23 protein-coding genes are annotated in these 22,822 nt (G+C 64.7%); 8 read left to right on the plus strand and 15 right to left on the minus strand.

Annotated features, from left to right (window positions below; all coding sequences use genetic code 11):
- The first annotated feature begins 1 nt into the window (after nucleotide 1).
- The 3 genes from ABIA90_RS11300 to ABIA90_RS11310 are packed head-to-tail and all read left to right on the plus strand — an operon-like array spanning nucleotide 2 to nucleotide 3,934.
- Nucleotides 2-1,111: a microcin C ABC transporter permease YejB gene (locus ABIA90_RS11300; RefSeq protein WP_028148358.1), complete on the plus strand. Its 1,110-nt coding sequence runs from the start codon at nucleotides 2-4 to the stop codon at nucleotides 1,109-1,111.
- On the plus strand, nucleotides 1,111-2,289 hold the full coding sequence (locus ABIA90_RS11305; protein ID WP_063980960.1) for an ABC transporter permease: 1,179 nt from the start codon (nucleotides 1,111-1,113) through the stop codon (nucleotides 2,287-2,289). The genes ABIA90_RS11300 and ABIA90_RS11305 overlap by 1 nt, the downstream gene beginning before the upstream one ends.
- A 7-nt stretch (nucleotides 2,290-2,296) precedes the next feature.
- Nucleotides 2,297-3,934: an ABC transporter ATP-binding protein gene (locus tag ABIA90_RS11310; protein ID WP_354119966.1), complete on the plus strand. Its 1,638-nt coding sequence runs from the start codon at nucleotides 2,297-2,299 to the stop codon at nucleotides 3,932-3,934.
- A 100-nt stretch (nucleotides 3,935-4,034) separates the two neighbouring features.
- On the opposite strand, the gene ABIA90_RS11315 is transcribed toward ABIA90_RS11310, so the two are convergent.
- Nucleotides 4,035-4,889, minus strand: coding sequence for a C40 family peptidase (locus ABIA90_RS11315; RefSeq protein WP_354119967.1), 855 nt, complete (start codon nucleotides 4,887-4,889; stop codon nucleotides 4,035-4,037).
- The gene (locus ABIA90_RS11320; RefSeq protein ID WP_354119968.1) at nucleotides 4,882-6,255 is read right to left on the minus strand and encodes a leucyl aminopeptidase family protein; all 1,374 of its coding nucleotides are present in this window, start codon (nucleotides 6,253-6,255) and stop codon (nucleotides 4,882-4,884) included. The genes ABIA90_RS11315 and ABIA90_RS11320 overlap by 8 nt, the downstream gene beginning before the upstream one ends.
- A 220-nt stretch (nucleotides 6,256-6,475) precedes the next feature.
- Between ABIA90_RS11320 and ABIA90_RS11325 the strand changes: the two genes are divergently transcribed.
- The 3 genes from ABIA90_RS11325 (at nucleotide 6,476) to ABIA90_RS11335 (ending at nucleotide 9,342) form a co-directional block, all read left to right on the plus strand.
- The gene (locus tag ABIA90_RS11325; RefSeq protein ID WP_018454690.1) at nucleotides 6,476-6,679 is read left to right on the plus strand and encodes a hypothetical protein; all 204 of its coding nucleotides are present in this window, start codon (nucleotides 6,476-6,478) and stop codon (nucleotides 6,677-6,679) included.
- Between the two features lie 256 nt (nucleotides 6,680-6,935).
- Nucleotides 6,936-8,435, plus strand: a complete 1,500-nt coding sequence (locus tag ABIA90_RS11330) for a metallophosphoesterase family protein (protein ID WP_354119969.1) — start codon at nucleotides 6,936-6,938, stop codon at nucleotides 8,433-8,435.
- A 94-nt stretch (nucleotides 8,436-8,529) separates the two neighbouring features.
- Nucleotides 8,530-9,342 (plus strand): tetratricopeptide repeat protein, encoded by an 813-nt coding sequence (locus tag ABIA90_RS11335; RefSeq protein WP_354119970.1) that lies wholly within the window; start codon nucleotides 8,530-8,532, stop codon nucleotides 9,340-9,342.
- 62 nt (nucleotides 9,343-9,404) lie between these two features.
- Here the strand turns inward: ABIA90_RS11335 and ABIA90_RS11340 are convergent, their stop codons facing one another.
- The 10 genes from ABIA90_RS11340 to ABIA90_RS11385 form a co-directional block, all read right to left on the minus strand.
- Nucleotides 9,405-10,379, minus strand: a complete 975-nt coding sequence (locus ABIA90_RS11340; RefSeq protein ID WP_063980966.1) for a type II secretion system F family protein — start codon at nucleotides 10,377-10,379, stop codon at nucleotides 9,405-9,407.
- Between the two features lie 9 nt (nucleotides 10,380-10,388).
- Nucleotides 10,389-11,366, minus strand: coding sequence for a type II secretion system F family protein (locus ABIA90_RS11345; protein ID WP_354119971.1), 978 nt, complete (start codon nucleotides 11,364-11,366; stop codon nucleotides 10,389-10,391).
- Nucleotides 11,367-11,382: 16 nt separating this feature from the next.
- Entirely contained in the window at nucleotides 11,383-12,846 is a 1,464-nt protein-coding gene (locus ABIA90_RS11350) for a TadA family conjugal transfer-associated ATPase (RefSeq protein WP_071916702.1), read from the minus strand.
- A 21-nt stretch (nucleotides 12,847-12,867) separates the two neighbouring features.
- Nucleotides 12,868-14,133, minus strand: coding sequence for a CpaE/TadZ family protein (locus ABIA90_RS11355; protein ID WP_063980969.1), 1,266 nt, complete (start codon nucleotides 14,131-14,133; stop codon nucleotides 12,868-12,870).
- Nucleotides 14,130-14,864, minus strand: coding sequence for a CpaD family pilus assembly protein (locus tag ABIA90_RS11360; RefSeq protein WP_063980970.1), 735 nt, complete (start codon nucleotides 14,862-14,864; stop codon nucleotides 14,130-14,132). Before ABIA90_RS11360 ends, ABIA90_RS11355 begins: the two co-directional genes overlap by 4 nt.
- 20 nt (nucleotides 14,865-14,884) lie before the next feature.
- Nucleotides 14,885-16,360 (minus strand): type II and III secretion system protein family protein, encoded by a 1,476-nt coding sequence (locus ABIA90_RS11365; RefSeq protein ID WP_354119972.1) that lies wholly within the window; start codon nucleotides 16,358-16,360, stop codon nucleotides 14,885-14,887.
- A gap of 11 nt (nucleotides 16,361-16,371) precedes the next feature.
- Nucleotides 16,372-17,166 carry a Flp pilus assembly protein CpaB gene (gene cpaB / locus ABIA90_RS11370; protein ID WP_063980971.1) on the minus strand — a complete coding sequence of 265 codons (795 nt, stop codon included), beginning with the start codon at nucleotides 17,164-17,166 and terminating at the stop codon, nucleotides 16,372-16,374.
- A gap of 126 nt (nucleotides 17,167-17,292) precedes the next feature.
- Nucleotides 17,293-17,817 (minus strand): A24 family peptidase, encoded by a 525-nt coding sequence (locus ABIA90_RS11375; RefSeq protein ID WP_208088838.1) that lies wholly within the window; start codon nucleotides 17,815-17,817, stop codon nucleotides 17,293-17,295.
- Nucleotides 17,818-17,940: 123 nt separating this feature from the next.
- Nucleotides 17,941-18,081 carry a hypothetical protein gene (locus ABIA90_RS11380; protein ID WP_354120243.1) on the minus strand — a complete coding sequence of 47 codons (141 nt, stop codon included), beginning with the start codon at nucleotides 18,079-18,081 and terminating at the stop codon, nucleotides 17,941-17,943.
- A gap of 76 nt (nucleotides 18,082-18,157) precedes the next feature.
- Nucleotides 18,158-18,322, minus strand: a complete 165-nt coding sequence (locus ABIA90_RS11385; protein ID WP_014498224.1) for a Flp family type IVb pilin — start codon at nucleotides 18,320-18,322, stop codon at nucleotides 18,158-18,160.
- 269 nt (nucleotides 18,323-18,591) lie between these two features.
- On the opposite strand from ABIA90_RS11385, the gene ABIA90_RS11390 reads away from it, so the two are divergent.
- Both ABIA90_RS11390 and ABIA90_RS11395 read left to right on the plus strand, forming a co-directional pair.
- Nucleotides 18,592-19,419, plus strand: a complete 828-nt coding sequence (locus ABIA90_RS11390; protein WP_014498223.1) for a sterol desaturase family protein — start codon at nucleotides 18,592-18,594, stop codon at nucleotides 19,417-19,419.
- A gap of 157 nt (nucleotides 19,420-19,576) precedes the next feature.
- Nucleotides 19,577-20,074 carry a pilus assembly protein N-terminal domain-containing protein gene (locus ABIA90_RS11395; RefSeq protein ID WP_063980973.1) on the plus strand — a complete coding sequence of 166 codons (498 nt, stop codon included), beginning with the start codon at nucleotides 19,577-19,579 and terminating at the stop codon, nucleotides 20,072-20,074.
- A 203-nt stretch (nucleotides 20,075-20,277) separates the two neighbouring features.
- Here ABIA90_RS11395 and ABIA90_RS11400 read toward each other — a convergent pair whose 3' ends face one another.
- From ABIA90_RS11400 to ABIA90_RS11410, 3 genes are all read right to left on the minus strand, one after another.
- Nucleotides 20,278-20,490, minus strand: coding sequence for a cold-shock protein (locus ABIA90_RS11400; protein WP_028148374.1), 213 nt, complete (start codon nucleotides 20,488-20,490; stop codon nucleotides 20,278-20,280).
- Nucleotides 20,491-20,757: 267 nt separating this feature from the next.
- Nucleotides 20,758-21,045 carry a translation initiation factor IF-1 gene (infA, locus tag ABIA90_RS11405; protein ID WP_008131890.1) on the minus strand — a complete coding sequence of 96 codons (288 nt, stop codon included), beginning with the start codon at nucleotides 21,043-21,045 and terminating at the stop codon, nucleotides 20,758-20,760.
- Nucleotides 21,046-21,068: 23 nt separating this feature from the next.
- A complete protein-coding gene (locus ABIA90_RS11410; RefSeq protein WP_354119973.1) occupies nucleotides 21,069-22,640 on the minus strand; it encodes a DEAD/DEAH box helicase in 1,572 nt (523 codons plus the stop codon).
- Nucleotides 22,641-22,822: the final 182 nt, after the last annotated feature.

Genomic DNA, 22,822 nt, shown 5'->3' on the forward strand with positions numbered 1-22,822 from the left:
CATGAGCGCCTATATCGCCCGCCGCATCCTCTTGATGATCCCGACCCTGCTCGGGATCCTCTTCGTCTCCTTCGTCGTCGTGCAATTCGCGCCGGGCGGTCCAGTCGAGCGCGTCATCGCGCAGCTCTCGGGCGCCGACACCGGTGGCAGCTCGCGCATCTCGGGCGGCGGTGATTTCGCTCAGCGCGCGCCCGGTCAGCTGGGCGCTGGTGGCGATGCCATCAATTCGAAATATCGCGGCGCGCAGGGCCTCGACCCTGATTTCATCAAGAAGCTGGAGAAGCAATTCGGCTTCGACAAGCCGGCCCCCGAACGCTTCGCGCTGATGGTGTGGAATTTCGCCCGCTTCGATTTCGGCAACAGCTATTTTCGCGATGTCAGCGTGCTCCAGCTGATCAAGGAAAAGCTGCCGGTCTCGATCTCGCTTGGCATCTGGCTGACGCTGCTAACCTACCTGATCTCGATTCCGCTCGGCATCCGCAAGGCAGTCAAGGACGGAACGCGCTTCGATACCTGGACGTCGAGCGTGCTCGTGCTCGGCTACGCGATTCCCGGCTTCCTGTTCGCGATCCTCCTGATCATCCTGTTCGCCGGGGGCTCGTTCTTCAACTGGTTCCCATTGCGCGGACTGACGTCAGACGGCTGGTCGCAATTTCCCTGGTACTGGAAGATCATCGATTACTTCTGGCATTTGACGCTGCCGCTGATCGCCATGGGGCTCGGCGCGTTCACCACCATGACGTTCCTGACCAAGAACTCGTTTCTGGATGAGATCCGCAAGCAATACGTGATGACCGCGCGCGCAAAGGGCTGCAGCGAGAATCGGGTGCTCTATGGCCACGTCTTCCGCAACGCGATGCTCATCGTGATCGCGGGCTTTCCCAGCACCTTCATTCACGCTTTCTTCTCGGGCTCGCTTCTGATCGAGACCATCTTCTCACTGGATGGGCTCGGACTGCTCAGTTTCGAGAGCGTTCTCAACCGCGACTATCCCGTGGTGTTCGGCACGCTCTTCATCTTTTCGCTCGTCGGCCTCGTGATCAACCTCATCTCTGACCTGACCTACATGTGGATCGATCCGCGGATCGATTTCGAGGCACGGGAGGTCTGATGACACTGACCGCCCCGACCCCGATCGAAACCACCGCAAAGTCGCCGCTCGGCGATGCCGTGCCGATCACGCGCAAGCCGTTCGTGCCATCGCCGCTCAACCGGCGGCGCTGGCAGAATTTTAGGGCGAACCGGCGCGGTTACTGGTCGTTCTGGATCTTCATGATCCTGTTCGTGGTGTCGCTGTTTGCCGAGCTGATCGCCAATGACCGGCCGTTCCTGATCAAGTACGACGGCCATCTCTACTGGCCGGCCTTCGTCACCTATTCCGAGACGACCTTCGGTGGCGACTTCGAGACGGCGGCCGACTACCGCGATCCCTATTTGCAGAAGCTGATCAAGGACAAGGGCGGCAGCATCGTCTGGCCGCTGATCCGCTATTCCTACGACACTCACAATCTCGACCTGCCGACGCCGGCGCCGTCGCCGCCGACCTGGATGCTGACGGAGGCGCAGTGCAAGCCTGTCGTCGAGAAGAAGGGCCTCAAGAGCTGCCGCGACCTCGAATACAACTGGCTCGGCACCGACGATCAGGGCCGCGACGTCGTTGCGCGCCTGATTTACGGTTTCCGTATCTCGGTGCTGTTCGGCCTGTGCCTGACCATTGTCTCCTCCGTCGTCGGCATCGCGGCCGGCGCGGTGCAGGGCTATTTCGGCGGCTGGGTCGATCTGTTGTTCCAGCGTTTCATCGAGATATGGACTGCGATCCCTTCGCTCTACCTCTTGCTGATCCTCTCGTCGGTGCTCGTGCCTGGCTTCTTCGTGCTGCTCGGCATCCTGCTCCTGTTTTCCTGGGTGTCGCTGGTCGGGCTCGTGCGCGCGGAGTTCTTGCGCGGGCGCAATTTCGAGTACATCCAGGCCGCGCGTGCCCTTGGCGTGTCGAACGCCGTGATCATGTTCAAGCATTTGCTGCCGAACGCGATGGTCGCGACGATGACGTTCCTTCCGTTCATCGTCTCCTCGTCGGTCATGACGCTCACGGCCCTCGATTTCCTCGGCTTCGGGCTGCCGCCCGGCTCGCCGTCGCTCGGCGAGCTGCTGTCGCAGGGCAAGTCCAACGTGCAGGCGCCCTGGCTGGGCTTCTCCGGCTTCTTCTCGGTCGCGATCATGCTGTCGCTCTTGATCTTCATCGGCGAAGCCGTGCGCGACGCCTTCGATCCGCGCAAGACGTTCAAGTGAGGGCGTGATGGACGCGATCAACCAGCCCCTGCTTGCCGTCCGTGACCTCTCGGTGGCCTTCCACCAGGGCGGCGCGACGACGCTCGCGGTCGACAAGGTCTCGTTCCAGATCAAGCGCGGCGAATGCGTCGCGCTGGTCGGCGAGTCCGGCTCCGGCAAGTCGGTCAGCGCGCTCTCGATCCTGAAGCTCCTGCCCTATCCGAACGCCTCGCATCCCTCGGGCAGCATCCGCTTCAAGGGGCGGGAGCTGATCGACCAGTCCGAGCAGCAGATGCGGGAGATTCGCGGCAGCGATATCTCCATCATCTTCCAGGAGCCGATGACCTCGCTCAATCCGCTGCACACGATCGAGGCGCAGATCGGCGAGATCATCCAGCTCCACAATCCGACCAGCAATGCCGAGGCGCGCAAGCGGACGCTGGAACTGCTGACGCAGGTCGGCATTCCCGAGCCTGAAACGCGGCTCAACAGCTATCCGCACCAGCTCTCCGGTGGTCAGCGCCAGCGCGTGATGATCGCGATGGCGCTCGCCAACGAGCCGGACCTCTTGATCGCGGACGAGCCGACCACGGCGCTCGACGTCACCGTGCAGGCGCAGATCCTGACGCTGCTCGCGGAAATTCGCTCACGGCTCGGCATGAGCCTGCTCTTCATCACCCACGATCTCGGCATCGTGCGCCGCATCGCCGACCACGTCTGCGTCATGAAGGGCGGCGAAATTGTCGAGCAGGGACCGGTCGAGCAGGTCTTCAAGACCCCCAAGCATCCCTATACGCGCGACCTGCTCGCGGCGGAGCCGAAGCCGGATCCGGCGCCGCCGCAGCCGAGTGCACCGGTGGTGATGTCCGCCGATGATTTGAAGGTCTGGTTTCCGATCAAGCGCGGCTTGATGCGCAAGACGGTTGGCCACATCAAGGCGGTCGACGGCGTCAGCATTGCCGTACGCAAGGGCGAGACGCTCGGCGTCGTCGGCGAATCCGGCTCGGGCAAGACCACGCTCGGGCTCGCCCTGATGCGGCTGATCTCCTCGAACGGACGCATCGTGTTCCTCGGCAAGGATATCCAGGGCCTGCGTTTCAAGGAGATGCGCCCCTTCCGGCGCGATATGCAGATCGTGTTCCAGGATCCGTTCGGCTCGCTCAGTCCGCGCATGTCGGTCGCCGACATCATCGCCGAGGGCCTCACCGTGCACCAGCCAAAGCTGTCGCGCGAGGAGCGTGAGGAGCGCGTCGTCAAGGCGCTCGAGGACGTCGGGTTGAAGGCAGACACCCGCTATCGCTATCCGCATGAATTTTCCGGCGGCCAGCGCCAGCGCATCAGCATCGCGCGCGCGGTGGTGCTGGAGCCGGATTTCGTCGTGCTGGACGAGCCGACCAGCGCACTCGACATGCTGATTCAAGCGCAGATGGTCGACCTCTTGCGGGAGCTCCAGCGCAGGCGCGATCTCACCTATATGTTCATCTCGCACGATTTGCGCGTCGTCGCCTCGCTCGCCAGCCATCTCATCGTGATGCGCGGCGGCAAGGTGGTCGAGGAGGGACAGGCCGCCGAACTGTTCAAGAGTCCGAAGACGGATTACACACGCGCGCTGTTCGCCGCGGCGTTCCGACTGGAGACGGCGGGGAATGGGGCGGTGGCGACCTAGTCTTCAGTCGGATGGGTAGAGCGAAGCGAAACCCATCGCATCGCGGCGCGTGGTGAGAATGATGGGTTTCGCTGCGCTCTACCCATCCCACGAAGTCGCCCTAGAGCCGCTTGATCGCGACGATTTCGCTGCCTGCCGCCTTGATCCGCGCGATCGCCGGCTCGGTCGCCTCGATCACGGTTGCCATGTGATGCGCGTTGGCGTGAACCATGGTGCCGCCATCGCGGACGATGGCGACATGGCCCTTCCAGAAAATGAGATCGCCGCGCAGCAAGCTGCTCCGCTCATGCGGCTCCAGCGCGCGGCCGAGCCCTGCCTGCTGCATGTCGCTGTCGCGCGGGCAGCCGATGCCCGCTGCTGTCAGTGAAACCTGCACGAGGCCGGAGCAGTCGATGCCGAGGCTGCTCTTGCCGCCCCAGAGATAGGGCGTGCCGACGAAGCGTTCGGCGACCGCGACGAAGTCCGGCTCGCGATGATCGAGCGGGGCGATATGGGCCTTCGGCAGATATTGTCCGTCGCGCGTCACGGCGAAGCTGCCGTCCTCGCGCGCGACCGCGATCTTCGATCCCATGACGAGTGTGTCGGCCGGCGGCAGCTTGATCGAGGGACCGGGAAAGGCGAATGTCCGGAGCGCGCTCACCTTGTGGGTCGGCGCGGTGGCCGGCTTCATCAGGGCTGCGTCGGGGAGCCAGCCGACATAACCATCGCCGCCAAGCTGACCCCAGGCCCAGCCTTCGCCGTTGCGATCGTAGACCGTGACGCGTTCGCCGCGCAGCGCCTCCGTCATCAGCATCGCGTTCGACGACGGCTGCTCGCGCACGGGCGCGATTGGATCGAATACCTCGAATTCCTCGCCCGTGACGAAGCGGTCCGCTTGCACCTGGCCTTCGAGATATTTCGCGGCGATGTCGCCGCGCGCCGGTGTCAGCCTTGGATCGTGTCCTGGATCATGCATAGCGCTCGCTCAGCAATGCGTAGATGGCGCGCGCGGCCTGGCATTCGCCGCCTTCGGGCCGCGCCGGCTTTGCCGACGGGGTCCAGCCGTAAATATCCACATGAAGCCAGCTCTTCGCCTGCTCGACGAACCGTTGCAGGAATAGCGCGCAGGTGATCGAGCCGGCAAAGCCGCCTGAGGGTGCGTTGGTGATGGTGGCGGTCTTGGAGTCCAGCCACGCATCGTAAGGCGGCCACAGCGGCATGCGCCACAACGGATCGTTCTCCATCACCGCGCAACGCGCGACGTCGGCGGCCAGCGTCTCATCATTGGTGTAAAAGGGCGGTAAATCCGGCCCCAGCGCGACGCGCGCCGCGCCGGTCAGCGTGCCCAAATCGATCAGAAGGTCCGGCCTTTCCTCGTCGGCCAGCGCCAGCGCGTCGGCGAGCACGAGCCGGCCTTCCGCGTCGGTGTTGCCGATCTCGACCGTGATGCCCTTGCGCGACGTGAAGATGTCGAGCGGCCGGAAGGCGTTGCTGGAGACGGCATTTTCGACCGCCGGAATCAGCACGCGCAAGCGGACCTTGAGCTTCGCATCCATCACCATGCGCGCGAGCGCCAGCACGTTGGCGGCGCCGCCCATGTCCTTCTTCATGATCAGCATGCCGCTCGACGGCTTGAGGTCGAGCCCGCCGGTGTCGAAGCAGACGCCCTTGCCGACCAGCGTCACCTTGGGATGATCAGGATCGCCCCAGCCGATGTCGATCAGCCGCGGCGCGCGGTCCGAGGCCATGCCGACGGCGTGGATCAGTGGAAAATTCGTCTTCAGATCCTCGCCGATGGTGCAGGCAAAGCTCGCACCGAATTCCGCGGCGAGCGCTTGCGCGGCCGCGGCGAGCTCTTCCGGGCCCATGTCGTTGGCCGGCGTGTTGATGAGATCGCGCGCCAGCATCGCGGCATCCGCCATACGATTGATCTCGGCCGCGTCGACGCCATCGGGCGGTACCAGCCGGACGGCGGGGCGGTCAGCCTTGCGGTAGCGGGCGAAGCGATAGCACCCCAGTGCAAAGGCAAGCGACGCCAGCCGCGCATCGTGGGGGGCATTGGCAAAGCGATAGATACCGGGCGGCAGCAGGCCGGGCAGGGCGCCCGGCCGGAAAAGGTCGCGTGATCTCGCGCCCTCGTCCTCCAGTCCGAACAGCACTTGCGCGATCGCGCCGTCCGGGGCGGGCAGCGCGAGATAGCCGCCCGGCTTGGCGGCAAAGGCGCTCGCGGTGGCGAACTGGCGCTGCACCGGCGGCAATTTCTCGGCGACCTGATCCCAGCTCGACTTGGTGACGAAGGTGATCGGGATGGCGGTGGGCGATGTCTCGAAGACAGAAGGCATTGGCGGGTCCGGATCGTCAGATCAAGCTGGTCATGCGAACGGACGAGACTTCGCAGAGTTTCGCCGCGGCTGCAATCGGCTTTGCTGTCACCGTTCAGCGACCCGCTACTCGCCGCAGGGGGCCCATGCTAGGTTCCGGCAACGGCCGCCGGATCGACTGGGAAAAGTGTGCAGGAGATGACCGGCGGCCGAAGACGAGGCCTGCCGGGAGGAAACTGCAATGGAATTTGTGTGGAGCGTGGTCACATTCATCGGCCAGGCCGTCGAGGCGATTTTTGGTTATGTCGAGCATCATCACTGGATCTTCGCATTCCTTGCCGGCGGCTACGTCTTCTATCTCCACGACCGCTCCGTCCACGCGCGGTTCGATGCGCTCGACAAGCGCATCGACGAAATCCGCAAGCGGCTGGCCATCGAATATTGATCGGGTGAGCGAAACCATCGCCGGGCGGATCTCGTATCTATGCTGAGAACTGCCGTTCACGAGCGCGCGGCCGCGGGGCTTTACTAGCGCCGCGGTTGTGGCATTATTGACGGATATTTTAGATTGTGCCGTGCTGTTCTGTTGGCATCTAGCGCAACAACGCGGCGGGCCGGCTTGATATCCGGCCAAACCTGTTCGTCGAAAGCATTCTTCTCATCGTTTGGGCGGCGCAGCATTCGCAAATGAGCGGCGCAAAATGGATAGAGCGTTCGTTATTGCGCAGATTTCCGACCTGCATCTGGACGGGTCAGGCCGACTGCTGGCGACGACCGAGGCGCTCAGTGCCGCAATCCGTGAGGCGATGGCGGATTTCGCGGACGTTCCCGATCGCATTCTGCTGATCACGGGTGACCTCGTGGACGACCCGACGCCGCGCGCGCTGGACGAAGCGCTCGCCGTCATCGCGTCCTTCCGGCAGACCGGACTGTTCACCGACATCCAGGCGGTCGCGGGCAATCACGACGTCAAGCGCCCGAGCCAGCGCGCGGGCCGCCACGACGTCTATGATTATTTGCATCTGCCGCGGAGCTCCAAGAGCGTCTATTACCGCCAGGCCGGCCTCGATCTGGTGCTGCTGGACTCCAACCGCGCAAGCCTCTCAACGCTCGCGAGCGGCCATATCGACGAGAGCGCCTACAGCGCGCTTGTCGCGGATTCCGCCCGGCTGAGCGTCGAGCTCGCGGGCAGCATGGGATCCGTGGGGCGCGCCGACTATGCCGAGCCGGCGGAAAACCTGGTGCGCGTGCTGGCGTTGCATCATCATCCGCTGCCGCAGGCTACCGGCGAAGGAAAGCGGTTTCTCGGCGTGCCCGACGAACCGCTGATGTATCTCGCGGCGCCCGCAACTTTCCTCGAAGCGGCGACGTCGCTCAACGTCAATCTGGTCCTGCACGGACACCGGCATGTCGAGGGGCTCACCCGCTATTCGATCCCGGATCCGCGTGCCACGCGGAGCGCGAGCGGCGAAGCCTTCTGGCGTACGATCTACGTGCTCTCCTGTCCGTCCTCGACCGGGCAGGCCGGTGACGATGCCGGCTTCAACATCATTCATTTTGGCGCATCGTCCCGGGCCGGCGGCACGGAGCACCAGTTCGCGATCACGCGCTATTCGCGGCCGCGCAACGACGGCACCTTCGGGCTGCTCGACTCGAACCTGCCGGACGGCGTCATCAGGTTGCCGGCAGGACGGGATTTTTCCCGCGATCCCGCCGTCCAGTCGGCCATCGAGATCGCCTCATGTGCGATGCTGAAGCGTGATCAAGTTGTCGCACAGGCCCGCCGGCTCCTGATGCGCCGCGCTTTCTATGCCGACGCCGAGGTGGACTGGCCGAGCGCGCTCCACGCCTATCTCGTCACCTCATGGGCCTGGGCGGATATCGAGGGCAAGTTCGCGAGATCGGAGCGCAGAGATGACGCCGGGGCGCTGGCCGCGGTGAAGTTGCTGCTGCGCCGCCTGATCGAGCACTGCGCCGATGTGCTCGGCATTGACGATGTTCAGCTCGACGAGCTGCTTGCGAAGCGGCTGGTCAACCGCGACGACTTCCGACGCGAATGGCCCGGGATGCCGAGCGCGGGCGTCGATGTTGCCCAGGCGCGGCGGCTGCAATTGCTGCTGCACGACCTGAACGAGCCTGTGAAGGTGTTCGGCCTCGAGCTGGCCCTCGGTGGCGAGCCGCCGCAGCAGACACCGCCGTGAGGGGCAGCCAGGCTGACGTTAACCCGCCGTTAGGGTTAACAGTCTATTGCTGGCGCGTTCGGCTCGATCAATCGGCTCGTGAGTCAAAAGCGTCATGCGTCAACGGTTCAGTCTTGCCCGGCTTCTCGCGTCCACTTCGCTGGTGGCGGCAGTGGCCATGGGCCTCGGCGGCTGCACGGCCATGTCGAAACTCTCTGACGTCACGGGCTCTGTCGGGCCGCGGACGGAAGCCGCCCCCGCCGATCCCGCGCGCGCCGTCGACGTGTATGCAGAGCGCTACCGGGCCAATCCCAAGGACGCCGACGCCGCGCTCGGCTACGGCCAGGCCTTGCGCGCCAACGGCCAGCGCGCCCAGGCCGCCGCCGTGCTCGAGCAGGCGACCATCGCCAATCCCGGCAACAAGGCGCTGCTCGCGCAGTATGGCCGCGCGCTTGCCGACAACGGCAATTTTCAGCAAGCCTTCGACGTGCTGTCGAAGGCGCACTCGCCCGACAATCCGGACTGGCGCCTGCTCTCGGTGCAGGGCACCGCGCTCGATCAGATGGGCCGCCACGACGAGGCGCGTTCCTATTATGCGAGCGCGCTGAGGATCGCGCCGGGTGATCCCGGCGTGCTCTCCAATCTCGGCCTGTCCTACATGTTGTCGAAGGACCTGCCGAAGGCCGAAGAGGCGTTGCGGCAGGCCTACGCCTCGCCGCGCGCCAGTACCCGGGTGCGGCAGAACCTCGGCCTCGTCATCGGTCTCCAGGGCCGTTTCGCCGAAGCCGAGACGATCGTGAAGGCCGACCTGCCGCCCGACCAGGCCGCGGCCAATGTCGCTTACCTCAAGGAAATGCTGAGCCGCAGCGACGCTCCGCGCGGCGCACCGAAGCGGACGCCGGTCGCCTCGCTCAGCCAGCCCGACTGATCAGAACCTGATCTTGCAATCCTGAAGCTGGCGGCGGACCGAGCGCGGTCCGCGTCTCGACGTCAGTGCAGCTCGCTGATCTTGATGCCGGTCGGTCCGAGAATGACGACGAACAGCACCGGCAGGAAGAACAGGATCATCGGCACCGTCAACTTCGGCGGCAGCGCGGCGGCTTTCTTCTCGGCCTCGTTCATGCGCATGTCGCGGTTTTCCTGCGCCATGACGCGCAAGGAATGCCCGAGCGGGGTGCCGTAGCGCTCCGCCTGCTGAAGCGCGAGACACACCGACTTGACGCCCTCGAGCCCGGTGCGCCGCGCCAGGTTCTCATAGGCGACCTTGCGATCCTGCAAATAGGACAGCTCGGCCGTGGTCAGGGTGAACTCCTCGGACAGCGCGATCGACTGGCCAACGATTTCGGTAGCGACCTTCCGGAACGCCATTTCGACCGACATGCCGGATTCGATACAGATCAGGAGCAGGTCGAGCGCATCGGGGAAGGCGCGCTTGATCGATAGCTGGCGCTTGGAAATCGCATTCTTGAGGAACAGCATGGGCGCCTGAAGGCCGAGATAGGCCGCGCCGATGCAGATGCCGATCTTGATCGGCATCGACTGCTGCATATGCGCGATCAGGAACACGTAGATGATCGAGCCGACGAACAGCACGAGCGGAGCCACCATGCGGGCGAAGAGGAAGGTGATGTAGGGCGCCTGGCCGCGATAGCCCGCCATGATGAGCTTGTCGCGCGCGGCTTCCTGCGCGAGCCATTTGGTGAGGTTGAAGTCCTCGACGACCCGGGAGACGACCTGCTTCGGCGTTTGGCGCAGCGAGACCTTCTCGCTCTTGTTGAGGCGTTCGCGCTCGCGCTGGCGGATGCGCTCGCGCTCGCTCGCCACCGCCTTCATGCGCTTGGCGAGGCCTTCGCCGGCGAAAAGCGGCATCACCAGCGTATAGACGGTGGCGCTGGCGGCGATGGCCGCCAGCAGCATGGTCATGAAGCGGACGTCATGCAGTTTCGAAACGAGGAATTCGACCATACGGCACCATCAGAAATCGAAATTGATCATCTTCTTCATCACCATGATGCCGATCGACATCCAGACGACGCAGCCGACCAGCATGAGCTGGCCGGTCGGATGGGTCCAAAGCAGCGAGATGTAGTGCGGAGTCGTGAGATAGACGAGGAACATCACGATCGGCGGCAGCGAACCGATGATGCCGGCCGAGGCCTTGGCCTCCATCGACATCGCCTGGATCTTTTCCTTCATCTTCTTGCGGTCGCGCAGCACCTTGGAGAGGTTGCCGAGCGCTTCGGAGAGGTTGCCGCCGGATTTTTGCTGGATCGAGATGACGATGCCGAAGAAGTTGGCTTCCGGCAGCGGCATGCGCTCGTACAGACGCGAGCAGGCCTCGCCGAGCGGCATGCCGATCGCCTGGGTCTCGATGATGGCCAGGAACTCGCTGCGCAGCGGCTCAGGCGAGTCGGCGGCGACGACCTTGATCGACTCGAACAGCGGCAGGCCCGCCTTGATGCCGCGAACGATCACGTCGACCGCATCGGGCAGCGCTGCCAGGAATTTGTTTTCGCGTCGCTTCTTCAGGAAGCCCAGCGCCCAGCGCGGCAGGCCGAAGCCGCCGGCAAAGGCAAGGCCGGCGGCGCCAAGCAGGCCGCCGCCGACGAACATGGCGGCCGCGAACAGCACTCCCGCCACGACGGCGGACACGATCCAGAATTTCTGTGGCGTCCAGTCGAGCCCTGCCTGCGACAGGCGAACACCGAGCGGAACGCTCTTCTCCTGCTGGCGCCGCGCCTCGAGATCCTTGAGCGACGTCTCGACCTGCTCGCGGCGCGACCGCTGGCTCTTTTCGGTCTGCTTGGCCGCGGGCGCATCGGCGCGCGCGATCGAGGCACGGCGGCTTTCCGCCTTCCGTTCTCCGGACAGGAGCGGATAAAGGAACACCCAGGCGATGCCGCCGACGGCGGCAGTGGCGAGGAAGGCGAGGGCAAGGACCTGCATATTCATGGCTGCGCCGATCTGCTCATGTCTTCGGCGCGACTTCCGCCGCATCGAGCGCGGCGGCAAGGCGCTTCTCGTCGCCGTAATAGCGCGCACGCTCCCAGAATTTCGGGCGGCCGATGCCGGTCGAGCGGTGCCGGCCGATGATCTTGCCGTTGGCGTCCTCGCCGACCATGTCGTAGAGGAAGATGTCCTGGGTGATGATGGTGTCGCCTTCCATGCCCATCACCTCGGTGATGTGCGTGATGCGGCGCGAGCCGTCGCGCAGGCGCGCGGCCTGGACGATGACGTCGATCGAAGCGCAGATCATCTCGCGGATGGTGCGCGAGGGCAGTGAGAAGCCGCCCATCGTGATCATGGATTCGCAGCGCGACAGTGCTTCGCGCGGATTGTTGGCGTGGAGCGTGCCCATCGAGCCGTCATGGCCGGTGTTCATGGCCTGGAGCAGGTCGAACGCCTCGGGTCCGCGGACTTCGCCGACGATGATGCGTTCGGGGCGCATACGCAGGCAGTTGCGCACCAATTCGCGCATGGTGACCTGGCCTTCGCCCTCGATGTTGGGCGGACGGGTTTCCAGTCGCACCACGTGCGGCTGCTGGAGCTGGAGCTCGGCCGCGTCTTCGCAGGTGATGATGCGCTCGTCGTGCTCGATGTAGTTGGTCAGGCAGTTGAGCAGCGTGGTCTTGCCGGAGCCGGTGCCGCCGGAGATCAGCACGTTGCAGCGGACGCGGCCGATGATCTGGAGGATTTCCGCGCCCTCCGGCGAGATCGCGCCGAACCTGACCAGCTGATCCAGCGTCAGCTTGTCCTTCCTGAATTTTCGAATGGTGAGCGTGGGCCCGTCGATCGACAGCGGCGGCACGATGGCGTTGACGCGGGAGCCGTCGGCGAGGCGCGCGTCGCAGATCGGCGAGGATTCGTCGACGCGCCGGCCGACCTGGCTGACGATGCGTTGGCAGATGTTGAGGAGCTGCTGGTTGTCGCGGAAGCGGATGCCGGTGCGCTGGATCTTGCCGGCGACTTCGATGTAGACGGTGTCGGCGCCGTTGACCATGATGTCGGCGATGTCGTCGCGCGACAGCAGAGGCTCCAGCGGGCCGTAGCCGAGAACGTCGTTGCAGATATCGTCGAGCAGCTCTTCCTGCTCGGCGATCGACATCACGATATTCTTGATCGCGATGATCTCGTTGACGATGTCGCGGATTTCCTCGCGCGCGGACTCGGAGTCGAGCTTCGCGAGCTGGGCGAGGTCGATGGCCTCGATCAGCGCACCGAAGATCGTCGCCTTGACCTCATAGTAATTGTCCGAGCGGCGGGATTCCATGGCCGGCGCCGGCCGGGCGGGGGCAAGCGGCGGCGAGGCGACGGCCGGCGGGGGCGGCGCGCGCGACACCGCGGGCGCCGGAGCCTGGGCAGGCTCTGGCGACACGGCGCCGGGCTTGGGAGCCCGAGTATCGGTGTCTGTTCCGCTACGCTTACCGAACACTTAACAACTCCATGCGGCGGCTTATTTTCCCCGCAACTTGTCAATCAGCGGTGAAAGCAAGGAAGACTTTTGCTTCTTCGTCTCGCTGCGGCCGGTCAGGCGCTGGGCGATCTGAAGGAACATCTCGATCGACTTGTGGTTGGCGGAGATCTCCGCGATCATCTGGCCGTTGTTGGCGGCCGAGCCGAAGATCTGCGGTTCGAACGGGATCGAGACGACCGGCTGGCTCTCGATCGCCTTGGCGAACTCGGCGGCGGCAATTTCGGGCCGTTTCGGGACGCCGACCTGGTTCAGGCAGTAGAGCGGGGGCCGATCGTTGGGCCGCGAGGCCTTCAGCAGATCGAACAGGTTCTTGGTGTTGCGCAGATTGGCGAGATCAGGCGCCGCCACGATCAGGATGTCGTCCGCCCCGATCAGGGCGCGCTTGGTCCAGCCCGACCATTGATGCGGAACGTCGAGCACGATGCAGGGCATGGTGGAGCGCAGCGTGTCGAACACGGCATCGAAGGCGTCGGTGCCGAAATCATAGACCCGATCGAGCGTCGCCGGCGCCGCCAGCAGGCTGAGATGGTCGGTGCATTTCGACAGCAGGCGGTCGATGAAGGCGGTGTCGACGCGATCCGGCGAGAACACGGCATCCGCAATACCTTGCGGCGGGTCCTGGTTGTAGTCGAGCCCGGCGGTGCCGAAGGCGAGGTCGAGATCGGCGACGACCGAGTCCATTGCGAGGTCGCGCGCGATCGCCCAGGCGACGTTGTGGGAGATGGTGGACGCGCCGACGCCGCCCTTGGCGCCGACCACGGCAATGATGCGGCCGACCGCCTTGGCTTCGGGCGCCGAGAACAGGTTGCAGATCGAGCGCACGACGTCGATCGCGCCGACCGGCGCGAGCACGTAGTCGCTGACGCCGCGGCGCACCAGCTCGCGGTAGAGCGTGACGTCGTTGATGCGGCCGATCACGACCACGCGGGTGCCGGCGTCGCAGACCGTGGCGAGATGGTCGAGGCCGGTCAGAAGATCGTTGCGGCCGTCGCTCTCGAGCACGATCACGTTCGGCGTCGGCGCCGAGCGGTAGGCTTCGATCGCGGCCGCCATGCCGCCCATCTGGATCTTCAGATGGGCCTTGCCGAGACGACGGTCTTCGCCGGCCGACTGCACCGCGGCAGCGGTCTCGACGGTCTCGCAGAAAGCCTGGACCGACACGCGCGGTGAGGGAGCAATATGCTCCTCGACCGGCGTCGGCGCCTCGGACTGCTCTTGTTGAGTCTGGCGAGCGTAGCTGATCATTTGCCGGTGTCGCTGAGTTTGGCCTTTTCGGCCTCAGGATAGGTGGTCGCCGTCGTCGTTCCCTTGCGATACTTCTCGAAGGCCGTGGTGCGACGCGCCGTATAGGACGGCGTTTCAGGCCGCGGCTGCTCGAGGTCCGACGGATTGTCGATCATCGCCGCCATGTTGCGCTGATAGGCGCAGCCGTAATTGTAATAGTCCTTGTTCTCGAACCAGCTCTTGTTTTTCATCGAGGGGCCGATGTCGTCCGGCCACAGGCCACAGGGACCGGCGATCGCGGCGATCTTGGAATAGGTGAGCCGGATCGGCGGCAGGAAGCGCCTGTCTTCCGGCTGGTAGGGGCGAATGTTGACGCCGCGCGGCGGAACGCCCGCGCCCGCCAGCATCGCCTGGATCTCGCGCATCGTGTCCGCGACCGGACGCGCATTGGGCGTGCCGGACGGCACGTCGATGCGGATGGCGCCGGTGCCTTCGTGCAGCCAGGCCGAGGCGACGCCCATCACGTCGGCGCGCTGGGCGGCGGTCAATCCGCCGCGGGCGTGGCCGACGAAGACGACGATCGAGCGGTTCTGCTCCTCGATCGCGATCGGATGGCGCTGCTTGTAATCGTCGGGGATGGAGGCCGTGACCGCTTCGTTGTGCTGGCAGCCGCCGAGGGCGAGCGCCAGGCCGACGAGCGCGCCACCGAAACGGATGGCGCGTTTGCGAATCTGGGGTGGTGCTGTGATCATCGTGAAATCCCCGTTCCGCCTCAGTCGGTAATGAAGCCGTAGGTGCCGCGGTAGTTCTTGGCCGGTTCGGTCCGGCCGGGCACGCCGTAGATGCGGTTGATATTGCCGAGCAGCTCGGCCTGCGGGTCTGCAGGCGCGGCGAAGCCGTCATCCGGCCGCGACAGGTCCTTTGGCGACGCGGCGCGAACGACATAAGGTGTCACGATCACCACCAGCTCGGTCGCGTTGTTGACGAAGTCACGGCTGCGGAACAGCGTGCCTAGGATCGGGAGCTGCATCAGTCCCGGCAACCCGCTGACCGCCTGCTTGGTCTGCTGCTGGATCAGGCCGGCCATGGCCATCGCGCCGCCGGAGGGAATTTCGAGCGAGGTTTCGGCGCGGCGGGTCTTGATCGAGGGCACCGTCAGCGAGTTCACCGAGTTCGAGGTCACAGCCTGCGACAGCGTGATCGAATTTTCGTTCGACAGTTCCGAGACCTCGGTCATCACGCGCAGGCTGATCTTGCCCTCGCTCAGCACGATGGGGGTGAAGTTGAGCGAGATACCGAACTTCTTGAAGCTGATCTGGGTGGTACAGACATGCGTGGTGGGATCGCACGCATAGCCCGCCGGTACCGGGAATTCGCCGCCGGCGATGAAGGTCGCGGACTCACCGGAGATCGCGGTCAGGTTCGGCTCGGCCAGCGTCCGGATCACGCCGGCGCTCTCCATCGCGCGCAGGGTCGCCTGCACCGACGGCGTCGCGCCGAACTTCGTGGTCAGCGCGTTGCCGTCCACCAGATTCTTGCCAAGAGCCGTGAAGGGGTTGGAGTTGGTGAAGCTCACCACCGAGGTGCCGTAGTTCAGGTTCGCGGTGAGATCGATGCCAAGCTGCTTGATGATGGTGCGCGCGACTTCGGCGACGGTCACCTTCAGCATGACCTGGTCGCGGCCGCGGACCACGATCGAGTTCACCACCTTTTCGGCACCGCCGGCGAGGCGCGCGGCGAGATCATTGGCCTGCTGCGCTTCCAGCGGGTTCGCCGCCGAGCCGGTCAGGACGACACCGTCGCCGAGGCCGTCGATCTGGATGTCGGAATTGGGCAGGACCTGCTTGAGCGCTGCGCGCAGGCCGTTGAGGTCGCGCTTGACCGCGATGTCATAGGCCGCGATCTGCTGGCCGGCGGAATCGAAGAACACGATGTTGGTCTGGCCGACCGAGGCGCCGATGATGTAGGCGCGCTGCGACGAGCGGACCACCGCATTGGCGATCTTGGGATCGGCGACGAGCACGTCCTTGATGTCGCGCGGCAGGTCGATCACGATCGACTTGCCGACGCCGAGCGAGAGGAAGCGTGCGTTCATCTGACCGTCGGCCGCGGCCTGCGCCACGGGGCGGTAGTCGGCGGCGATCGCCGGGGTGAGCACCGGGTTGAGCGTCAGCGCGAAGGCGGCCGAAAACGACAGGGCGCGGACCATTGAGGCTCGCATCGTCGCCAAATCTGCCCTGCATTTCATATCGACAGTCCTCATCGTGCCTTCGCCGTCGCGCTTGGGATGCCGTAGCGAATAATCGAAACGCCATCGCGCTTCGCGGAATCATCGAGCGTGATCTCGCTCATCTTGACGTCGGCGATGCTGCGCAGCGCGAGCGACAGCGTGCCGCTCTGCCGGGCCGCGGAGAGCGTCGCCGTCTGCGCGGGATTGAGCTCGAGCGTGACGGTCTTGCCCACCACGGCGTTCTGGCCGTCCTTTTCCTTCGGCGCCTGGTCGATGGCCAGCACGCGGACGTTGGCCAGGATGATCTCGGACGTGACGATGTCCTGGGCGCCGGCGCCCTGGTCGGCGTTCTTGAGGCGGCGCGTCAGAAGCACGTCGACGCGGTCGTTGGGCAGGATGAAGCCGCCCGCGCCGGTCTCCGGCGAGATCTCGGTCGAGATCGCGCGCATGCCGGTCGGCAGGATCGCCGCCATGAAGCCGGAGCCTTCGGCCCTGACCAGCTTCTGGTCGCGGATCGGCTCACCCTGGATGAAGGGCGCGCGGGCGATCGAGCCGATGACCTGGGTTGCGCCCTCGGGGCGCTCGTTGCGGCGGATGAAGGTGGAGCTCGCGGTCGCAGCCGGCCAGGTCTGCCATTGCACGTCTTCCGGCTTCACGGTCTGGCCGAGGCCGATGTCGTTCTTGGCGACCAGGACGTCGACGGTCGGAAGCTGTGCGACCGGAGCCGCCGGTGGCGGCGCAGAGTCCGAGCCGCTCGCCAGGTACGCGGCGACACCGCCGGCGCAGATGGCGACCGTCAGGACGACAATGCGTGCCCTATTCATACGCTTCACTTTCCACAAAACGCCGCGACGCAGCCGCCGCCGTAATCGGCAGTTGACCAGCTATTCGTCAAAGCATGGTTAATGAGGCGTATCTAAATCGGCTTAACGCCGGCTTACCCGGTGCGTTCAGCGCAGTGCGAGGTGAGCGAGGTCGATCGCCTTCACCCATTCGGTCTCCGGATAGACCATCAGCGCGCCGAGCGTGAGCGCGATGCCATAAGGAATGCCGCTCTCCTTGTCGTGCAGCCGTGCCAGCCAGGCCTGGCCCGCCAGCCCGTAAGGCAATGGCCATTGCCGGAACTGGAGCAGCAGCAGCGTCAGGGCTCCGCCGAACAGCGAGGCGTAGAGCAGGAAATCCATCAATTGCGCGAAGCCGAACCAGAGCGCGACCGAAGCCGCGACCTTGGCATCGCCGCCGCCCATCCAGCCCATCGCAAAGCAGCCGAAGGCCACGACGAGGAGCAGTGCGCCGGCGCCGACATGGCTCAGCATCTCGTAAGGTGCCATGCCACCGGCGAACGCGAGTGCGAAGAAGCCCGCGATCAGCGCCAGCGACACGCGGTTCGAGATGGTCATCGTGAAGAGATCGCTCGCGGCGGCGAAGGCCATCAGGGCGGGGAAGAGCAGAAGGCGCGCAAGGTCGAGGATCATGGGCGGCGTCTTGAGCTTGGGTTCATCGCGGGATCGGGGTGTCGCCGCATGCTAGCCGGTAGTGCTAAACAAACCGACAACGGCGGCAGCGGCGCTGCGAGCAGGAGCCTGCCGGAGGCGCACTCACCAGATGCTGGCAATGCGCGCGGCGAGGACGGCCGTCGCGAGCAGCAGCGCAAGGCAAACCCAGTACGCCGGCGAAGAGGTCTCGGCCGCCTCCGCCTCGCTCGCCGCAACCGCGGCTTCGGTTCTGTACTCGCGCAACGCCACTGGAACTCGCCGCATTCAGAAAAACAAAGGCCCCGGAAGTCCGGGGCTTTTGCCGTCGTTGGTCGGTTGCTTACTTCAGCGAGGAGCTGATCGAGCCGAACTTGGTGTTCAGCGAGCTGCCGAGGTTGTTGACGACGGTGATGATGGCCAGCGCGATGCCGGCGGCGATCAGGCCGTATTCGATGGCGGTGGCGCCGGATTCATCCTTCGCGAAACGCGCAATCAGGTTCTTCATGAACTAAACTCCGTCTGGGGTGTGATCGCCTCGTTCGGCGCTGTGCTTGACGCGATAAACATGAGATCCGAGCTCTTTCGGTAGAGTTAATTCGATCGGGCAAACCCGCTTCCAGCCCGATGCTTTTGCCCAGAGTGAATTTGGCCTTAAGGACGCAATCGAAATTCTTCCTGTTCCAAATGCGCCCCAAGCGCGCCGTGGACTTCACCCTCCCTTAAATTTCGGGGAGTAGGCCTAAGCGGGATCAGAAGTTTGGAAGAGAGGCGACGATGTCGAGCCTGCCCATGCAAGTCGCCTTGATGCTCGGCGAGACCATCCAGAAGATGGTCCCCGTCACCTTCGTGCTCGCGGCGGTCTTCACCGTGCTCGAGCATTTCTGGGCCTGCAATCCCGGCGCGCCGTGGTGGCGCAAGCGCGAGATCCTCACCGACATCTGCTACTGGTTCTTCGTTCCGGTGTTCGCCCGCACCATGCGGATCGGACTCCTGATCGTCGGTGCCGGTGCCGTCTTCAACATCCACGACGCCGACGACCTGATCGCCTTCTACGACAACGGCCATGGCCCGCTGGCGCAGTTGCCGCTGTGGGTACAGGCCATACTGTTCCTGGTGCTGTCTGACTTCATGTTGTACTGGCTGCACCGGCTGTTCCACGACGGCGGATTCTGGAAGTACCACGCCATCCATCATTCGTCGGAGGAGATCGGGTGGATTTCCGCGGCCCGCTTCCATCCCGTCAATCTCATGCTCGGGACGATCGGCGTCGACGTCGTGCTGCTGATGGCCGGCATCTCCCCGAACGTCATGATCTGGCTCGGTCCGTTCACCACCTTCCATTCGGCCTTCGTGCACGCCAACCTGAACTGGACCTTCGGGCCGTTCAAATATGTGCTGGCGACGCCGGTGTTCCACCGCTGGCACCACACCGCGCTCGAAGAGGGCGGCGACACCAATTTTGCCGGGACGTTTCCGATCTGGGACGTGCTGTTCGGCACCTTCCGCATGCCGGAGGGGAAACTGCCGCAGGACTACGGCAAGGACGAAGCGACCATGCCGAAGGAGATCGGGGGCCAGCTCGCCTATCCGTTCCGCCAGTAAGGGATCTTCTGAGGCAGCAAAGCGCCAGTCCGTTCAAACAATAGTCGGCGAATTTGCGGAACGTTCACGAATTAAGGGCAGGTTAGCCGGGTCGGGCACCGGCTCCGCTGTGTATCGAATCGCTTCTGCCGGTTTGTGACGTCCCGGGGGTAAGAGTATGCGTAAAGAGTTGCTGCGCCGTCATGCGCGCGTTTGTCTTCTGGTTGCGGCTGCGGTGCTGGCATCGCCGGCCGCGAGCCTTGCCGAGGCGACCGCCGACACCATCGCCGTCAATGTCGACCAGGCCAAGCTGGTCCGGCTGCCCGGCAAGGTGGCGACCATCGTGGTCGGCAATCCCCTGATCGCCGACGTCACGCTCCAGCCCGGCGGCATGATCGTCGTGACCGGGAAGGGCTACGGTGCCACCAATTTCATCGCACTCGACCGGGGCGGTGAGATCCTGGTCGACCGTCAGATCCAGGTCGAAGGTCCGAGCGACCGGCTCGTCACGGTCTATCGCGGGGTCGAGCGCGAGTCCTACAGCTGCATGCCGCTGTGCCAGCGCCGCGTGACGCTCGGCGACAGCGACAACTACTTCAACAACACGATGAGCCAGGCCGGTTCGTTGAGCAACAACGCCAGCGGCAATGCCGGCGCGGCCGCCAAAACGAACTAGCAGGACGAACTCGCAAGACGAACTGGCAAGACGAACTGGCAAGACCGACGCGTCGTCCAGTTGCGTCTACGACAGCGCGGATGCGGCCGGTACGACCTGCTGAGTCCATCCGCTCTTTCGGACATGAAAAAAGGCCGTGCGTTGCGCACGGCCTTTTCCTGTTGCTTGCTCGCTAGAGCCGTCCGGGCCAAAGGCCCGTGGGCTCAACCGGCGGCGCGGAGGTTGTCCGCTGCCGACTTGCCGGAACGACGGTCGGCCACGATCTCGTAAGAGACCTTCTGACCTTCACGCAGCGTGCCGAGACCGGCGCGCTCGACGGCGCTGATGTGTACGAAGACGTCCTGGCCGCCATCGTCGGGCTGGATGAAGCCAAAGCCCTTGGTCGCGTTAAACCACTTCACGGTTCCCATGCTCACGGGGTAGTTCCTTCTCAGATGTGCAGTGTCGAAGCCTACTTTCGCAGGCGGGTTAGATCGAGTTTCTGGAAGGGTCGTCAGCGTGTCTGAACCGGCTGTACCGGTGGATGCCAATGTCGTCCGGCCGAAAATCGATGAGTGATTTTATTGGAATTAAGGCACCAAAACAATCCTGACGTGCACGATTTTTTGATCCGCCGCGATCGACACGGCGGATCAGCATACAGGTCAGAATTTTACTTTCGCAGCCGAGATGCCGGAAGCGGATCAACGGCGGCGGAACTGGCCACCGCGCTGTCCGGGACGGGGAGGCCCGCCCACGCCACTCGGACGTTCGTCCTTGTGGCGGAAAATCAGCCGGCCCTTCTCGAGGTCGTAGGGCGACATTTCCACGGTCACGCGGTCACCCGCCAGCGTCTTGATGCGGTTCTTCTTCATCTTGCCGGCGGTGTAGGCGACGATCTCGTGCCCGGCGTCGAGCTGCACGCGGTAGCGCGCGTCGGGGAGGATTTCGGTGACCAGTCCTTCGAACTGGATCAGCTCTTCCTTAGCCATGAATTTCTCCAGGTCGTGGACGGCTAGTGCGAATAGGGTTTGCGGGTCGGTTGGCCCATCGGCCGACTCTCGCGGCGTAAAAAGGCCACGCCTTGTATCCCATCGGGCTTGCCGGCGCTATGCGCGGAACGCTGTTCCGGGCGCTCGGTTGGGGAAGAATGCGTCTTACCACCGGACCGTTGGCGGCGAGACCCCTTCGAGACCTTCTGGCTACCACCGGGACGTCCGTCAACATGCCTTCCGTCACCGTGCCGACCTTCGCCGGGCCTTCCGTCGCCATGCTTGCCGGCGCTATGGTGGCGTCCGTCGGCATGCCTTTCGTCGCTGCGTCGTCCGTCAGTGTGACGTCCCTCACCATGCCTTGCGCCTTGCGGGCGCTGGCCCGGGCGGCCCGGCCGGCCCTGTCGTTGCTGCGGCGGGGGCGGGCCCGCATCGCGGCGCCCGGCATCGGTGCGGTGATCCTCACGCGATAGCGTTACCTTGATCAGCCGCTCGATGTCGCGGAGATAGCTGAGTTCCTCGCCGCCGGCGACCAGCGAGATCGCGGTGCCCTCGGCGCCGGCGCGCGCGGTGCGCCCGATGCGGTGCACATAGGTCTCGGGCACGTTGGGCAGGTCGAAATTGATGACGTGGCTGATGCCGTCGACATCGATACCGCGGGCAGCGATGTCGGTGGCGACCAGGGTGCGGATCTCGCCGGAACGGAACTGGGCGAGCGTCCGCTCGCGATGGTTCTGCGACTTGTTGCCATGAATGGCGCTGGCGGCGATGCCAGCCTTCTCAAGTGTCTTCACGACCTTGTCGGCACCATGCTTGGTGCGGGTGAAGACCAGCGCGCGATTGACCGGCTCGTCCTTCAGGAGCTTGGTCAGGAAGGCGGGCTTGGCCGAGAAATCGACCTGGATGATGCGCTGGTTGATCCGCTCGGCGGTCGAGGACACCGGGGTGACCGCAACGCGGGCGGGATCCCGCAGCATCGCGTCGGCGAGCTCGGCGATGTCCTTCGGCATGGTGGCCGAGAAGAACAGCGTCTGCCGCTTGATCGGCAGCTTGGCGACGATTTTGCGGATGTCGTTGATGAAGCCCATGTCGAGCATGCGGTCGGCCTCGTCGAGCACGAGGAATTCGACGCTTCCAAGCTTCAGTCCGTTGCTCTGCACGAGGTCGAGCAGCCGGCCGGGGGTCGCCACCAAGACCTCGAGGCCAGGCATCAGCGCGCGAACCTGGCGGCCCATCGGCACGCCGCCGATGGCGAGTGTCGAGGACAGCCGGATGTGGCGGCCGTAGGCGTTGAAGCTATCGAGGATCTGGCCGGACAGCTCGCGGGTGGGCGAGAGCACCAGCACGCGGCAGGTCTTGGGCTGCGGCTTGATCCGGTTCTCGAGCAGGCGGTGCAGGATCGGCAGCGCGAAGGACGCGGTCTTGCCGGTGCCGGTCTGGGCGATGCCGACGACGTCGCGGCCGGTTAGCGCCGTGGGAATCGTCTGGGCCTGGATGGGGGTGGGAGTGACGTAATTCTCTTCGGCGAGAGCACGCGCGATGGGTTCGGCAAGGCCGAAGTCCTGAAAGGAAGTCAAAAGATGGGTTCTTTCCATGTCGAAAGCGAGCGCCCGGCGCAATCAGCGGGGCACGCGCAATAAGGGTGTCGAATAGACACCTGCGTGTTTGGGGTGTCGGATGGCTTGATGGGATGGGGCAAGCCAGAGGCCCGGAAAGGGCTTAAGAACACGCGGCTCGCTACGACCTCTTGATTCGCAAGAGGTCTCGAACCTCCATA

The sequence above is a fragment of the Bradyrhizobium sp. LA6.8 genome, from assembly GCF_040547935.1.
GTDB classification, from domain to species: domain Bacteria; phylum Pseudomonadota; class Alphaproteobacteria; order Rhizobiales; family Xanthobacteraceae; genus Bradyrhizobium; species Bradyrhizobium barranii.

Excerpts from the sequence above, each read along its gene's own strand:
- ABIA90_RS11365 (WP_354119972.1), bottom strand. The coding sequence starts at position 16,360 with ATGAAATGCAGGGCAGATTTGGCGACGATGCGAGCCTCAATGGTCCGC.
- ABIA90_RS11300 (WP_028148358.1), top strand. The coding sequence starts at position 2 with ATGAGCGCCTATATCGCCCGCCGCATCCTCTTGATGATCCCGACCCTG.
- ABIA90_RS11325 (WP_018454690.1), top strand. The coding sequence starts at position 6,476 with ATGGAATTTGTGTGGAGCGTGGTCACATTCATCGGCCAGGCCGTCGAG.
- ABIA90_RS11320 (WP_354119968.1), bottom strand. The coding sequence starts at position 6,255 with ATGCCTTCTGTCTTCGAGACATCGCCCACCGCCATCCCGATCACCTTC.
- ABIA90_RS11385 (WP_014498224.1), bottom strand. The coding sequence starts at position 18,322 with ATGAAGAACCTGATTGCGCGTTTCGCGAAGGATGAATCCGGCGCCACC.
- ABIA90_RS11310 (WP_354119966.1), top strand. The coding sequence starts at position 2,297 with ATGGACGCGATCAACCAGCCCCTGCTTGCCGTCCGTGACCTCTCGGTG.
- ABIA90_RS11330 (WP_354119969.1), top strand. The coding sequence starts at position 6,936 with ATGGATAGAGCGTTCGTTATTGCGCAGATTTCCGACCTGCATCTGGAC.
- ABIA90_RS11410 (WP_354119973.1), bottom strand. The coding sequence starts at position 22,640 with ATGGAAAGAACCCATCTTTTGACTTCCTTTCAGGACTTCGGCCTTGCC.
- ABIA90_RS11395 (WP_063980973.1), top strand. The coding sequence starts at position 19,577 with ATGCGTAAAGAGTTGCTGCGCCGTCATGCGCGCGTTTGTCTTCTGGTT.
- ABIA90_RS11360 (WP_063980970.1), bottom strand. The coding sequence starts at position 14,864 with ATGATCACAGCACCACCCCAGATTCGCAAACGCGCCATCCGTTTCGGT.
- ABIA90_RS11355 (WP_063980969.1), bottom strand. The coding sequence starts at position 14,133 with ATGATCAGCTACGCTCGCCAGACTCAACAAGAGCAGTCCGAGGCGCCG.
- ABIA90_RS11335 (WP_354119970.1), top strand. The coding sequence starts at position 8,530 with ATGCGTCAACGGTTCAGTCTTGCCCGGCTTCTCGCGTCCACTTCGCTG.
- ABIA90_RS11390 (WP_014498223.1), top strand. The coding sequence starts at position 18,592 with ATGTCGAGCCTGCCCATGCAAGTCGCCTTGATGCTCGGCGAGACCATC.
- infA (WP_008131890.1), bottom strand. The coding sequence starts at position 21,045 with ATGGCTAAGGAAGAGCTGATCCAGTTCGAAGGACTGGTCACCGAAATC.
- ABIA90_RS11345 (WP_354119971.1), bottom strand. The coding sequence starts at position 11,366 with ATGAATATGCAGGTCCTTGCCCTCGCCTTCCTCGCCACTGCCGCCGTC.
- ABIA90_RS11340 (WP_063980966.1), bottom strand. The coding sequence starts at position 10,379 with ATGGTCGAATTCCTCGTTTCGAAACTGCATGACGTCCGCTTCATGACC.
- ABIA90_RS11375 (WP_208088838.1), bottom strand. The coding sequence starts at position 17,817 with ATGATCCTCGACCTTGCGCGCCTTCTGCTCTTCCCCGCCCTGATGGCC.
- cpaB (WP_063980971.1), bottom strand. The coding sequence starts at position 17,166 with ATGAATAGGGCACGCATTGTCGTCCTGACGGTCGCCATCTGCGCCGGC.
- ABIA90_RS11305 (WP_063980960.1), top strand. The coding sequence starts at position 1,111 with ATGACACTGACCGCCCCGACCCCGATCGAAACCACCGCAAAGTCGCCG.
- ABIA90_RS11315 (WP_354119967.1), bottom strand. The coding sequence starts at position 4,889 with ATGCATGATCCAGGACACGATCCAAGGCTGACACCGGCGCGCGGCGAC.